Annotated in this window: 11 protein-coding genes; 10 read left to right on the top strand and 1 reads right to left on the bottom strand. The window is 73.3% G+C overall.

All coding sequences use genetic code 11. The features are described 5' to 3' along the window. Window positions 1-351 precede the first annotated feature (351 nt). A complete protein-coding gene (locus ACX25U_RS02940; RefSeq protein WP_454388779.1) occupies window positions 352-1,305 on the bottom strand; it encodes a GNAT family N-acetyltransferase in 954 nt (317 codons plus the stop codon). 503 nt (window positions 1,306-1,808) lie between these two features. Here ACX25U_RS02940 and ACX25U_RS02935 point away from each other — a divergent pair. The 10 genes from ACX25U_RS02935 to npdG all read left to right on the top strand — a co-directional run bounded on the left by ACX25U_RS02935 (window position 1,809) and on the right by npdG (window position 13,113). Continuing rightward, window positions 1,809-2,459 (top strand): TetR family transcriptional regulator, encoded by a 651-nt coding sequence (locus tag ACX25U_RS02935; protein ID WP_202282309.1) that lies wholly within the window; start codon window positions 1,809-1,811, stop codon window positions 2,457-2,459. A 377-nt stretch (window positions 2,460-2,836) separates the two neighbouring features. Then, window positions 2,837-3,172, top strand: coding sequence for a hypothetical protein (locus ACX25U_RS02930; RefSeq protein WP_454388777.1), 336 nt, complete (start codon window positions 2,837-2,839; stop codon window positions 3,170-3,172). A gap of 477 nt (window positions 3,173-3,649) precedes the next feature. Then, the gene (locus ACX25U_RS02925; protein ID WP_454388775.1) at window positions 3,650-5,173 is read left to right on the top strand and encodes a class I adenylate-forming enzyme family protein; all 1,524 of its coding nucleotides are present in this window, start codon (window positions 3,650-3,652) and stop codon (window positions 5,171-5,173) included. 23 nt (window positions 5,174-5,196) lie between these two features. Further along, complete coding sequence (locus tag ACX25U_RS02920) at window positions 5,197-5,937, top strand: SDR family NAD(P)-dependent oxidoreductase (RefSeq protein ID WP_454388773.1); 741 nt, start codon at window positions 5,197-5,199, stop codon at window positions 5,935-5,937. A 185-nt stretch (window positions 5,938-6,122) separates the two neighbouring features. Beyond that, a complete protein-coding gene (locus tag ACX25U_RS02915) occupies window positions 6,123-8,456 on the top strand; it encodes a molybdopterin-containing oxidoreductase family protein (protein ID WP_454388771.1) in 2,334 nt (777 codons plus the stop codon). A gap of 97 nt (window positions 8,457-8,553) precedes the next feature. Beyond that, a complete protein-coding gene (locus ACX25U_RS02910) occupies window positions 8,554-10,155 on the top strand; it encodes an AMP-binding protein (protein ID WP_454388769.1) in 1,602 nt (533 codons plus the stop codon). A 222-nt stretch (window positions 10,156-10,377) separates the two neighbouring features. Then, window positions 10,378-11,382 (top strand): DUF2889 domain-containing protein, encoded by a 1,005-nt coding sequence (locus ACX25U_RS02905; RefSeq protein ID WP_454388768.1) that lies wholly within the window; start codon window positions 10,378-10,380, stop codon window positions 11,380-11,382. Between the two features lie 113 nt (window positions 11,383-11,495). Next, window positions 11,496-11,903: an SDR family NAD(P)-dependent oxidoreductase gene (locus ACX25U_RS02900; protein ID WP_454388766.1), complete on the top strand. Its 408-nt coding sequence runs from the start codon at window positions 11,496-11,498 to the stop codon at window positions 11,901-11,903. Beyond that, window positions 11,825-12,400 (top strand): SDR family oxidoreductase, encoded by a 576-nt coding sequence (locus ACX25U_RS02895; protein ID WP_454394780.1) that lies wholly within the window; start codon window positions 11,825-11,827, stop codon window positions 12,398-12,400. The genes ACX25U_RS02900 and ACX25U_RS02895 overlap by 79 nt, the downstream gene beginning before the upstream one ends. Continuing rightward, complete coding sequence (gene npdG / locus ACX25U_RS02890; RefSeq protein WP_454388764.1) at window positions 12,397-13,113, top strand: NADPH-dependent F420 reductase; 717 nt, start codon at window positions 12,397-12,399, stop codon at window positions 13,111-13,113. The genes ACX25U_RS02895 and npdG overlap by 4 nt, the downstream gene beginning before the upstream one ends. Window positions 13,114-13,213 lie beyond the last annotated feature (100 nt).

The following is a 13,213-nucleotide window of genomic DNA, read 5'->3' as shown; positions in this document are numbered from 1 at the left end:
CGGTCCGCGGGCGGTCCGGTGGCGCATGCTCGCCGCCGGACGCACCCGTCTGCGAAAAAGCTCACTTAATCTTATGGCTGTAGGTTTCTGGGGTCAAGCACACGGCGGGGGACTCTCGGTCGTCGGCCGGGTCGCGGCGACCTCCCCCGGCCCTGGGTGACGGGTCCGCGAGGCCCGGCCCGGCCGGTGGGCGAAGGGGTGTGCAGGGTGGTCCCGGCGGCGGGTCGATCTGCGCCTGCCCGTGTCGGGGGGAGGCTGTCGGACGCGCCCGGGAGTCCGTGGAAGGCGAGAGGCGGGGCCCCCTCCTCCTCGGGGAGCCCCGCCTCGCGTCCGCCGGTGCCGGTGCGCCCGTCAGGCGACCGCGGCAGGTGCGTCGACCGGCACGCTGAAGCACACGTCGGTCTGGTCGTGGTGGAAGCCGACGCTGCGGCAGGCCCGCACCAGCGGCTCGTCCAGCGGGTCCACCGACATCTCCACCTCCCGCACGCCCGCCTCGGCCAGCCGCTTCAGCGCCGCCGCGAGCAGCGCCCGTGACACCGCGTGCGCCTCGCCCCGGGTCGGCGGCGCCAGCAGGTGCACCGATCCCGGACCGTCCGGCGCCTCTCCGGCCAGGGGGTGCGGGGAGTACGCCACGAAGCCCAGCACCTCCCCCGACGCCTCGACCGCCACCAGCACCTCCGGGCCGACCCGGCCGGCGCCGCGGCCGTCCTTCTCGGCGTCGGCGAGCGCGGCCACCACCGCCGTGTCCGACTCCGGGTGCAGCGGGCGCAGGTCCACGCCGGCGGGCGGTTCCGGCTCCGGCACGCTGCCCGGCCGGTGCATCGGCCGGATGATCCGCCACGACGCGTCCTCGGGCACCGCGCCGAACCGGCGCGCCATCCGCTCCGCCGCGGGGTGCGAGCCGTGCGCCCAGGCGCGCAGCGACCGGACGCCCTCGCCGGCCCACCGGGCCGCCCCGCCGCGGGCCAGCCCCAGCTCCTCGAACAGCAGGGTCGCGATCCCCAGGGACCGGTACTCGGGGCCCACCACGAACTCGGTGGTGGCGGTGCCGTCGCCCTGCGAGGTGATCCGCAGGAAGGCCACGATCGCCTCCTCCCCGTCCGGCGAGCCGACGGCGCCCACCTCGTCGCTCATCCGGGCGACGAGTTCGGTGACCCGCCCGGGGGGCGCCCCGTCCGTGCCCGCGGCCGGGACCGGCTGCACGGCCGAGAAACCCTGCTCGGCGTCGAAGTCCGCCGCGTCGCGCAACAGACTGACGACCTCCGGGTCGGTGCCGAAGGAGGTGCCCCACTCGTACGTGATCACAGAACGTCCTCGGATGTCGGGTCGTCGCCCCGTGGCGCCGCCCGCGGTGGACGGTGCCGGGTGCCGGAGTTCGGGCGGCCGCGGATGCGGTGCGCGGGCGGCGGGTCCGAAAGGGGCGCTCCCACGCCGGTGCGCGGCGACGACGGTCTCAGCAGCTCATTACCTCCAAGCTATAGGCCAGATGTGGTGCTCACAAGCCCGAGTGTCTCGATGAACCCCTTGCAGTGACAGGCGAGTGTGGTGATCCCACGCCCGGGGAAGAGTGATCTGAAACCTATGGAGAGTCGGTTAATGGGAGGGTGTCCACCGAGGGGATCGGGCGGTGATCTGCGAGGTGCGGGGGGCGGTGTGCGGCGCCCTGCCGGGTTCGCGCCCGGTGCCCTCTCGGTGCGTCGCCCGGGAGTGGGGTGCGGTGCCGGATCCGTCGGGGCGCGCCGCGGCGTCCGGCGGGGCGCCCGCGACACCGGGTCCCATCCGCCGCCGGGGTGCGGGATACTGCGGCCATGGCCCGACCACTCCAACCTCTGCTCAGCCGCGAAGCGATCGTCGCGGCCACCTTGAAGATCATCGACGTGGAAGGGATCGAGGCGTTCAGTATGCCTCGACTGGCGAAGGTGATGGGAGTCCGAGCGCCCTCGCTGTATCACCACTTCAAGAACAAGACCGAACTCATGACCGAGGTGGCCCGGGCGATCATGGTGGACACGCCCTTCCCGCGCCGTCCCGCCGACGAGAACTGGCCTGACCTCTTCGTCGCCCTCGCCCTGAACTTCCGGCGCTCGATCCTGCGCCACCGCAACGCGGCTCCCATCCTGCTCGAGTACCTGCCGCGCGACGTCCTGATCGCCATGTACGAGAAGGTGGCCCGCTTCCTGGAGAAGGCGGGCGTACCGCAACACCTGCACGTGCTCATCCTGGACGGCATGGAGAAGCTGAGTCTGGGCGCCAGCCTCAGCGAGGCCATGAAGACCCCGGAGAGTCAGGCGCAGATCTTCCCGCACGTCGACGCCGAGGAGGAGCCCACCCTCACCTCGGCCCTCGCCGCCAACGAATGGAGCGCCGAGCAGATCTTCGAACAGACGATCCGGAGCTTCCTGGTCGGCGTCATGCAGCTGGACGCGGCCCCGCGGGCGGAGGCGCCCGCCGGGCAGTGAGCCCCCTCCGGGCATGAGCCCTCGCCGGGCCCGAGCCCCCGCGCCGGGGAGCGAGGCCCCGCAGGGCGGTGCTCTCCGGCCGGGTGGTGAATCCCCGCCGTACCGCCGCGCCCCCTTCCGTTCGGGAGAGGCGCGCGGCGGCGTTCCGGCCCGGTCGCCACCTGTCGCGTCGCCCCGAACTCCCTGCGTACCGCCTGTCCGCCGAGGTGCGTGGCGGGGTCGGTGGGCGCACTCTCCCGGGTGCTTCCCCTCCCGAACCCTTGCCGCCCGTTATCTAAGGACTTTAGGCTGAGGGTGAGTTCACGCCAGGAGCGTCGACTCTGGTTCCGCAGGGGGCGCGACGGCCCTCACGGTCACCGATGGGGAGGCACGTCCAGATGTCCACACAGTCCCAGGAGTCACAAGAATCCCAGGAGTTCCACGAGCTCTACCGGCGGCATGTCCAGTACGTCCTCGACGGGAACGTCGAGGCGTCCTTGGCCGACATGGTGCAGGAGAACATCCCCCAGGTCTTCCGCGGAGTGACCGTCCCCCGCGGGAAGGTCGACTCGCTCCGCGTCGTCGACATCCGGCGCGAGGGCGCCACCTGGGTGGGGGAGACGGTGTACGACACCCCCGACGGTCGGATCGGCCTGCGGTCCGTGTGGGAGTCGCGCGACGGCTCCTGGAAGGCCGCCGCCCTCGAGAACTTCCCCCCGGAGGCCGGGGACTGACCCCGGCGGGCGCCTTCGACGCGGACCGGCGGGCGTCGAAGGGCCGGTACGGGAGGAGTAATTCCGTCCGATCGGGAGAACATCCCGCAAAAGCCTTGTCCGCGGTACCTGAAGCCCTTAGATTAAGCGACCACGGTCACGAAGGATTCCCGCCACCTCGGGGATCGCGGGCCCGGTACGCCGAGCAGCCGGTGACGACCCCGTCCGCTCGTGCTCCGAACCACCGGTGCACGCCGCACCGGGCGGCCCGGCCGGGCACGACACCGGCCGACGGCCCGCCCGGACCGTCCGTCGGCAGCCGGTGGACAGCAGGCCCCTCGACAAGGGCCCACCGACCACACGACGTGTGACTCCCTTCATCAGAATTCTTCCGACATGTGCTCGGGTGTATCCGCTGCCGCTCCGCCAAAGGGGGCGACCCGTGGAGCGGCCCGAGGTGGCGGAAGCGATCGTGGACAGAGCGCAGGAGGAACAGACGTGAGCGGAACGCTCGTGAGCACCCTGACCTGGTGGGCTCGGAACATTCCCGACCAGCCGGCCATCGATTTCGACGGCGACGTGGTCACCTACCGCCAGCTGGAGAGCTGGGCGGACGGGATCGCCGCCGATCTCGTCGCGGCGGGAGTGGGCCGAGGAGACCGGGTCGCCCTGGTGGGGCAGAACTCCCTGGAGTGGTGCGCGGCCACCCTCGGCGCGCTCAAGCTCGGTGCCGTCGTCGCCCCCTTCAACCACCGCATGGTGGCCCGCGAGCTCGCCGGGCTCCTGGAGGACTGCGAGCCGACCGTCGTCTACGGCGACGACGCGCTGCGCGAGCGCCTGGAGGAGGCCCGCCGGGAGCAGCCCGGGGTCGTCCTCAAGTCCTTCCAGAGCGACGTCCGGTCCCTGCGGGACGGCACCCACGCCCCCGTCGTGCCGCCGGTGTCCGACGTCTCCGAGACGGCCGCGATCGTCTACACCAGCGGCACCACCGGCAAACCCAAAGGCGTCATCTTCACCCACGCCACCATCGCCGGCGAGATGCACGAGTGGTCCCTCATGGAGCCGATGCTGCCCAACGGCTTCAGACCCCTGCTCGTGCTCCCGCTGTTCACCGCGGCCGGCCTCGTGTGGGGACTCTTCCGCACGATCCTGCACGGCGGCACGCTGCTGCTGCAGCCCCGCTTCGACCCGGCCCGGGCCCTGCGTGTGCTGGCCGACCAGAAGGTCACCACGTTCACCGGCCCGCCCATCCTGTTCGAGCAGGTCGCGGCACAGCCCGGCTTCGCGGAGGCCGACCTCACCAGCCTGACCACCGCCCACGTGGGCGGCGCGCGGGTGCCGGTGGACCTGCTCGCCTCCTGGCAGCGCAAGGGCGTCTCGCTGCGCCAGATCTACGGCCAGACCGAGATCGGCGGATCCGCCACCGTGATGCCGCGCGACGAGGCGATGGAGCACCCGGAGAAGTGCGGCTGGGGCGGCGCCTTCACCAGGATCAGGGTCGTCGACCCGGAGGGCGTCGACTGTCCGCCCGGCACCCCCGGCCAGATCCTCCTGCGCGGACCGGGGATGATGCCCGGCTACTGGCGCAACGAGGAAGCCACCCGCACGACCATCGTGGACGGCTGGCTGCACACCGGGGACATGGGCATCCTCGACGAGCGCGGCTACCTGACCTTCGTCGACCGCATGAAGGATATGATCATCTCGGGCGGGCTGAACATCTCGCCGACCGAGATCGAGAACGTCCTCCAGGAGATGCCCGGCATCGAGGAGGTCGCCGTCATCGCCGTCGAGGACGCCAAGTTCGGCGAGACCCCGGCCGCCCTGATCAAGGCCGACGGTCCGATCGACCCCGCCGACGTGGTGGCCCACTGCAACGAGCGCATGGCCGACTACAAGGTCCCGCGCTACGTCGTCCTCCTCGACGAGGCCCTGCCGCGGATGGCCAGCGGCAAGATCGCCAAGCGCGACCTCAAGGCCACCTACGCCGACCTGCCCCGCACGCACGGCAAGGTGCGCTGACCCGAACACGGAGGCCGTTGCCGATGAAGGCCAGGAAAGTCGCGTTGGTGACCGGCGGCGGGCGGGGCATCGGAGCCGCGGTGTCCCGCAGACTCGCCGCCGACGGCTTCGCGGTCGCGGTCAACTACGCCCACCGCGCCCGCGAGGCGACGGACGTGGTCGAGGAGATCGAGGCCGCGGGCGGCCGGGCGGTGGCGCTGCGGGCCGACGTGTCCGACGTGGACCAGGCGGGCGACCTCGTCGCGCGGACCGCCGAACTCCTCGGACCCGTCGCCGTGCTCGTCAACAACGCGGGAGTCAGCGCGGCCGGCTCGGCGCGCTCCCTGCCGCCCGGACAGTGGGACCGCGTGCTGGGCGTCAACCTCAGCGGCGCCTACTACTGCACGCACGCCGCGCTGCCCGCCATGTACGCGGCCGGCTGGGGACGCGTCCTGTTCTTCGGCAGCCCGAGCGGCGGGCGCGCGCTCACCCCGACGACGGGTGCCTACGCGGCGTCCAAGGCGGGGCTGGTCGCCCTGGCCGGGGTCGTCGCCAAGGAGGTGGCCCGGCGCGGCATCACCGTGAACACCGTGGTGCCCGGTTACGTGGAGACCGACATGGTGCGCGCCGCCGACGACCGGGCGCGGGAGAGCCTCCAGGACGGCTGGCCGCGGATCCCCGCCGAGGCGGTGGCCTCGGTGGTGTCCTTCCTCGCGGGCGACGGTGCCGCGCACGTCTCCGGCGAGGAGATCGGGGTGTGGGCGGGCGGCCCCGTCCAGTTGTGAGCCCCGGCAGCGGGTGTCGGCGCGACGGACCGCCGGTGCCTGCCCGGGGTCGACCTCCGCCCGGGGCCCTCGTCCCGGGCGGTGCCCTGCCCGCTCGTGGGCCGGGCGGTTCGGATCCCTCGCGAGACGTCGGCGCGGTCCGCGGTGCGGCCGCGCCGGACGTCCGCGGCAGAAAGGACCGTCGGATGACGACTTCCCGGCCCGCGCACGAATCGGCCGCGCACGACCCGACCGACCCCGACCCGCGTCCCCCGTCCCCGGACGCGGCCCGGCGGGCACGCCCCGCCGAGGGCGACACCGTGACCCGGAGGACGTCGTACTGCCGGTTGTGCCCGGCCAGTTGCGGGGTCGAGGTGGAGACCGACGGCACCCGCGTGCTGCGCGTGCTGGGCGACCGGCAGCACCCGATCTCCCGCGGCTTCACCTGCCCGAAGGGGCGCAGGGCCGCCGATCTCCTGCACGGCCCCGACCGGTTGACCTCCTCCCGGCGGCGGACGGCCGCGGGCGAGCACGAACCGGTCGACGCCGACACCGCGATGGCGGAGGTGGCCGCCCGGCTCACCGGGATCGTCGAGGAGCACGGGCCGGATGCGGTGGGCCTGTTCATCGGCACCCAGCACAACTTCGCCACCCTCACCCCCTTCATGGCGCGCGCCTGGTTCCGCGGCCTGGGCTCTCGCAAGCTCTTCTCCACCATGACCCTCGACCAGTCGGCGAAGTGGCTGGTGAAGTCGCGCATGGGGGTGTACGCGGGCGGCCCCCAGTCGCTCGACGAGGCCGACGTGTGGCTGCTGGCGGGCACGAACCCGCTGGTCTCCGTCAACGGGGGCGACGGGGACGGCGCGCTGGTCACCAATCCGTCGGCCAACCTCAAGGCCGCCCGGGACCGCGGGATGCGGCTGATCGTCGTCGACCCGCGCCGCACCGAGACCGCGGCACGCGCCGACCTGCACCTGCGACCCCGCCCCGGACACGACGCGCTGCTGTTCGCGGGGCTGCTGCAGGTGATCCTGGGGGAGGGGCTGCACGACCGGGACTTCTGCGACCGCCACGTGGAGGGACTGGACGACCTGCGGGCGGCGGTCGCCGAGGCCACCCCCGACAGGGTCGCCCGCGTCTGCGACGTGCCGGTCGAGGAGCTGATGCGGGCGGCCCGGATGTTCGCCGCGGCCGAGCGGGGCATGGTGAGCACCGGGACCGGCGTCTGCATGGGGCCGCACTCCAACATCGCCGAACACCTGGCCGCCTGCCTCAACGTCGTCTGCGGACGCTATCTGCGCGAGGGCGAACCCGTGCCGGGGCGCGGCGTCCTGATGGGCGAGGGGCCGGCCCGCGCGGAGGTGGTCCCCGCGGACCGTGAGTGGGAACGGGGATTTCGCAGCCGGGTGGGCGGACACGGCCTGCTGCGCGGCGAACTGCCGGCGGCCCTGCTGCCCGACGAGATCCTGCGGCCCGGACCCGACCGGATCAGGGCGCTGGTGGTCTCGGGCGGCAACCCCCTGCTCGCCCTGCCCGACCAGGACACCGCGCGGCGCGCGCTGGAGAGCCTCGACCTGCTGGTGTCGATCGACACCCGGATGTCGCAGACCGCGCGCCTCGCCGACTACGTCATCGCCCCCACGATGCTGTACGAACGGGCCGACCACACCGGGCTGATGGAGACCTTCTTCCCCCGCCCGTTCGCCCAGTACACGCCCGCCGTGGTCGCCCCGCCCCGGGGCGTGGTCGAGGACTGGCGGGTCTTCTTCCGGCTCGCGGCCGAGACGGGAGGGCCCCTGCGGTTCGCGGGCCGGGACCTGGACACCTCCCGACCGCCCTCCTCGGAGGAGCTCCTCGACCTGGTCGCCTCCCGCGGCCGGGTCCCGCTGGACGAGGTGCGCACCCACCCGCACGGCCTGCTCGCCGGGCACCCCGGCACCACGGTGGGCCCGGCCCGCGAGGAGCGGGCCGGGCACCGCCTGACCCTGCTGCCCGCCGACGTGGCCGCGGAACTCGCCGCCGCGCTGGCGCCCGTCGCCGCGACGGTACCCGTGGGGGCCCGGTCCGCGGGGGCCGAGGGCGGGGCGGGCGAGGGTGGGGCGGCGGGCGGCGAGGACGCCGAGGAGTTCCCGCTGCGGCTGGTCGTGCGGCGGATGCGGGAAGTGGTCAACTCCCTCGGGTCGGCGGTCGTCGGCCTGCCCCCGCAGTCGTACAACCCGGCCCACCTGCACCCGCAGGACATGGCGCACCTGGGCATCACGCACGGCGCCGCGGTGACGATCCGCTCGCCGCACGGAACGCTCGAGGCCGTGGCGCACGAGGACCCGAGCATGCGACCGGGGGTCCTGTCGATGACCCACGGCTGGGGAGGCCTGGAGACGGGCGGGGACCCGCGGACGACGGGCAGCAACGTCAACCGGCTCACCTCCCTGCACCACGGCGCCCAGGCGGTCAACCGCATGCCGACCCTGACGGCCGTCCCGGTGTCGGTCACCCCCGCCCCGCCGGGCCTCGCCGACCGTGAAGAACCTTCTCCTTAACCTAAAGCCTTGAGGTTATTATCTAACGTCTGTAGGATATTTTCGGATGGGATGACGGCCACCGCTCCGGGCGGCGGCATGACGCGAAAGGGCTGACATGGCAGGCTGGGACTTCGCGAGTGTCTTCGAGGCCGTGGCCCGTGTGCACCCCGAGCGCACGGCGTTCGTTCACGGGCGACGACGAGGCACTTGGGCGCACTTCGACGACTGCGCGGCCCGGCTCGCCACGGTGCTGGAATCCGCGGGCCTCACCGCGGGCGACGTCGTGGCCGAGTACATGCGCAACGGTCCCGAGTACCTGGAGACCTTCTTCGCCGCCGGCAAGTCGGGCCTCGCCCCGATGAACACCAACTACCGCTACGTCGAAGACGAACTGGTGCAGATCTGGGCCGACGCCGACGTCAAGGCGGTCGTCTTCGACGCCGAGTTCCGCGAGCGGGTCGACCGGGTGCGCCACCGCCTGCCCGGCGTGCGGCTCTGGCTCGAGGTCGGCGAGGGCACCGACTGGGCCCCCTCCTACACCCGCGAACTGGACGCGCACCCCCCGCGGCCGCACGGCGGCGGACGCGAGGACTCCCTGATCCTCATCTACACCGGCGGCACCACCGGACACCCCAAGGGCGTGATGTGGCGCCAGGGCGACATCCTCTCCCTGCTCAACGCGCAGAACCCCCGACCGCTGCCCGACCACGGCGACCGCGAGGCCGTCGAGGCGCACCTGGCCGGACTCACCCGGGAGATCCGCTCCCTGGTGGCGAGCCCGCTCATGCACGGCGCCGGACTCTTCTACGCCATCTCGGCACTCAGCGGGGCCGGCACCCTCGTCATGACCCCGGGGGCGCGCTTCGACGCCGAACAGCTCCTCGACGTCATGGACGGCGAACGGGTCCAGTCCCTCGCGATCGTCGGCGACGCCTTCGCCCGGCCGATGCTCGCCGCCCTCGACGAGAACCCCGGACGGTGGCGCCTCGACGGCCTGCGCGCCGTGTTCTCCTCCGGCGTGATGTGGAGCCGCCCGGTCAAGGAAGGGCTCCTGAACCACATGCCGGCGGCGCGCCTGCTGGACGGACTCGGCTCCTCCGAGGCCTCCGCCGTCGCCTCGACGGTGTCCGTGCGCGGGGACGTGGCCGACACCGGCTCGTTCGTGCCCTCCGACCGGGCCGCCGTGCTGCTCGACGACGGAACCCTCGCCGAACCCGGCGACGGCAAGGTCGGTCGCCTCGCGGTCACAGGCTGGATCCCGGTGGGGTACCTCAACGACCCGGAGAAGTCCGCCCAGGTCTTCGTCGAGGCCGCGGGACGCCGCTGGTCCGTTCCCGGCGACCTGGCCCAACTCGACGCCGACGGGCGGATCCAGCTCCTCGGCCGTGGCTCCAGCTGCATCAACACCGGAGGGGAGAAGGTGTTCGCCGAAGAGGTCGAAGAGGTCCTGAAGCAGCACCCGGGCATCGCGGACGCCGCGGTCCTCGGCGTGTCCGACGAACGCCTCGGCAGGAAGGTCGTCGCCCTTCTCCGGGCGGGGGAGCGGCCGCCGTCGGAGGAGGAACTCCACACCCACGCCCGCGCGCACCTGGCGGGCTACAAGGTGCCCAAGCACATGGCCTACGTCGACTCGCTGGAACGCGCGGACAACGGAAAGCTCGACCACCGTCGGCTGACCGGCATCGCGGAGAGCAAATGGGGGGACGGCCACGCCTGACCCGGACCGGCGGCCGCGGCCCGGACCGCCTCCCCCGGCTTTCCCCGCCGGTCGGGGAAAGCAGCCGGCACGGAGCGGGAACACCCCCGCGTACGGCGGCGAGGCTCCGGGCGAGCGCGGGCGGCGGGCCGCCCCACGGGGAGGACGGCACCGGCTCACACCTGCCTCCCCTGGGGATGCAGGCGTGAAGAGCGTGAGACCCTCATCGACGAAGAGGCACCCATGACCATCGAAGACCCTCCGGCACCGCAGCCCGCCGGCCCGCTCGGGCCGTCACCGGTCCGCCGCCCGGGCAGCGTGCGCCGGACCTCGACGCTCGACACGCGGTGGCCCGGAGGATTCGGCACCGGGCTCCACATCGACGGGCGGGCCCGCGACCTCTACACCCCGGCCGACGGCCGGCCCCCGCTCGTCGTCGCCGAGGACCGGCTGCGCGTCCGGTTCACACCGGCGAGCCGGGTGATCGAGGAGATCGAGTCGACCCCGGCCAGGAGCGAACTGGCCCTCCTCACCGGCGCCCGCTGCGGCGGCGGATTCCGCACCCGGCTGGCGCAGGCCCTGCCGCGGGAACGGGACACCGGGACCTCGCTGTACCTCATGCTGGACGATCTCGCCGCGGTATCACTGATCGCAGACTTCGCCGAGACCCGGTGGCCGTCTGCCGGGCCCGGCACACACCGGGTCGCGGCGCGCCCGCAGGAAGGCGTCTGCACGGGATTCATGCCCGGATCCAGCGCCCTGAGCCCCGACCACGTCCGGAAAGGCGGCGACCGGACACGCCGGGTCGTACCGCTGCCGCACCCCGACGACCCGGCGGGCTGGCACGAACTGGCCGCACCCACCGAACCGTCGATGCGCCGGGCCCGGCGCATCGACGTCACACCGGGCGAGGTCATCGGCGTGGACGCGATGTTCCAGGACAGCGCGACGGTGCCCGAGGGCGGTAGGAGGGCTGTGCACGAATACCGGCTGCACGCCACGGCCCACGCACGCACCGGTGCCCTCCTCACCCTGCGGGCCGAGCCGCGCATCCTGCCCTACGACGAGTGCCCCCTGGCCGTGCTCAACCTGGACCGTCTGCTCGGGACACCCCTGGCGGATCTGCGCACCACCGTGCCCAGGGTGCTGCGCGGCACCGCCGGGTGCACGCACCTCAACGACGCCCTGCGCGCGTTGGCCGAGGTGCCCGCCCTGGTGGCCGCGCTGCACCGGAGCGCGCAGGAGTGAAGACGCCGGGACGGCAGACGAGCACCCGGGAGGAACGGCCCGCCAGGAGCCTCGTCCCCGGAGGTACCCGACACCCCGGGCAGGTCACGCAAGGCGAGGAGAGAGGTCCCATCGTGCACTCACTGCAGGGAAAGGTCGCCCTGGTCACCGGAGGCGCCAGCGGAATCGGGGCGGGCATCTGCCACCGCTTCGTCGACGCGGGGGCCTTCGTGGTGGTGGCCGATGTCGATGAGGAACGGGGCCGCGAGCTGGCCGAGGAGCTCGGTGACGCGGCGGTGTTCCGCCGCGTCGACGTCACCCGCGAGGAGGACATCGCCGCGGCGGTGACGGACACGGCGGCCACTCGGGGACGCCTGGACTGCTTGGTCAACAACGCCGGCCGGGTGGGGTCCTGGCGCTTCGCCGAGGACATCCCGCCGACGAGTGGGACGAAGTCTTCCGGCTGCTGTGCCGCAGCGCCTTCCTCGGCATCAAGCACGCGTCCCGGGTCATGCGCGACCACGGCGGCGGCAGCATTGTGAACACCGGCAGCGTCGCCGGCCTGAGGGCTGGTTACGGCCCCCACCCTTACGGCGCGGCCAAGGCCGCCGTTGTCCAGCTGACCCGCAGCAGCGCGGTGGAACTCGCCCCCCACGGAATCCGGGTGAACGCGATGACGCCCGGCGGCGTGGCCACCCGCATCGTCGGCCACGGCGCCGGTCTCACGGGATCGGCCCTGGACGGCAGCGTCGAACGGGTACGGGAGAGCCTGCGCGACTTCCAGCCGGTCCCCCGCAGCGGCGAGCCGCAGGACCTGGCCGCCGTGGCGGCCTTCCTCGCCTCCGACGCGTCGAGTTTCCTCACCGGACAGGAAATCGTCGTCGACGGCGGCCTGTCGCTGGGCAGGGCCTGGCCCCCGGAGATCCAGGCACACGCGAGGAAGGCGTCGCCCCGGCCCGACCCTCCCCCGGATTCCCGGGGACAGCCCGGACGACCGTGCTGTCCGCCCCTGCCCCTCACAAGGAGGAACACAACGTGAGCACACCAGACGCAACGCCCCCCGCCCCCGCGAAGGCCCCCGCCAAGGACCCCTGGGACCTGCCCGACGTCTCCGGGCTCGTCGTCGGCGTGCTCGGCGGCACCGGACCGCAGGGCAAGGGCCTCGCCCACCGGCTCGCCCGGGCCGGCCAGAAAGTGATCATCGGCTCGCGTGCCGCCGAACGCGCCCGGGCCGCCGCCGAGGAGACCGGGTACGGCGTCGAGGGCGCCGACAACGCCGAGACCGCCCGCCGCAGCGACATCGTGATCGTCGCCGTGCCGTGGGAGGGCCACGGCACGACCCTGGAGTCCCTGCGCGGGGAACTGGCCGGCAAGCTCGTCGTGGACTGCGTCAACCCGCTCGGCTTCGACAAGCAGGGCGCCTACGCGCTGAAGCCCGAGGAGGGCAGCGCCGCCGAGCAGGCCGCGGCCCTGCTGCCGGACTCCCGGGTCACCGCGGCCTTTCACCACCTGTCCGCGGTACTGCTCCAGGACCCGGAGATCGACCGGATCGACACCGACGTGATGGTGCTCGGCGAGGTCCGCGCCGACGTGGAGATGGTGCAGGCGCTGGCCGAGCGCATCCCGGGCATGCGGGGCGTCTATGCCGGGCGGCTGCGAGGCGCCCACCAGGTGGAGGCGCTGGTCGCCAACCTGATCTCCGTCAACCGCCGCTACAAGGCACACGCCGGGCTCCGCGTCACGGACGTATGACATCCCGGGCGGCCCCGCACCGGGCCGCCCGGAAGACGTGCCCTGGCCCCGCGATCCGGCTGTCCAGGCCGCGGGAGCGCCCGGCCACCGCATCGGTGGC

It is taken from the genome of Streptomyces sp. JNUCC 63 (genome assembly GCF_054366325.1).
This window is presented reverse-complemented; position numbering and strand designations above follow the sequence as displayed.

Excerpts from the sequence above, each read along its gene's own strand:
- ACX25U_RS02935 (WP_202282309.1), top strand. The coding sequence starts at position 1,809 with ATGGCCCGACCACTCCAACCTCTGCTCAGCCGCGAAGCGATCGTCGCG.
- ACX25U_RS02930 (WP_454388777.1), top strand. The coding sequence starts at position 2,837 with ATGTCCACACAGTCCCAGGAGTCACAAGAATCCCAGGAGTTCCACGAG.
- ACX25U_RS02920 (WP_454388773.1), top strand. The coding sequence starts at position 5,197 with ATGAAGGCCAGGAAAGTCGCGTTGGTGACCGGCGGCGGGCGGGGCATC.
- ACX25U_RS02915 (WP_454388771.1), top strand. The coding sequence starts at position 6,123 with ATGACGACTTCCCGGCCCGCGCACGAATCGGCCGCGCACGACCCGACC.
- ACX25U_RS02910 (WP_454388769.1), top strand. The coding sequence starts at position 8,554 with ATGGCAGGCTGGGACTTCGCGAGTGTCTTCGAGGCCGTGGCCCGTGTG.
- ACX25U_RS02905 (WP_454388768.1), top strand. The coding sequence starts at position 10,378 with ATGACCATCGAAGACCCTCCGGCACCGCAGCCCGCCGGCCCGCTCGGG.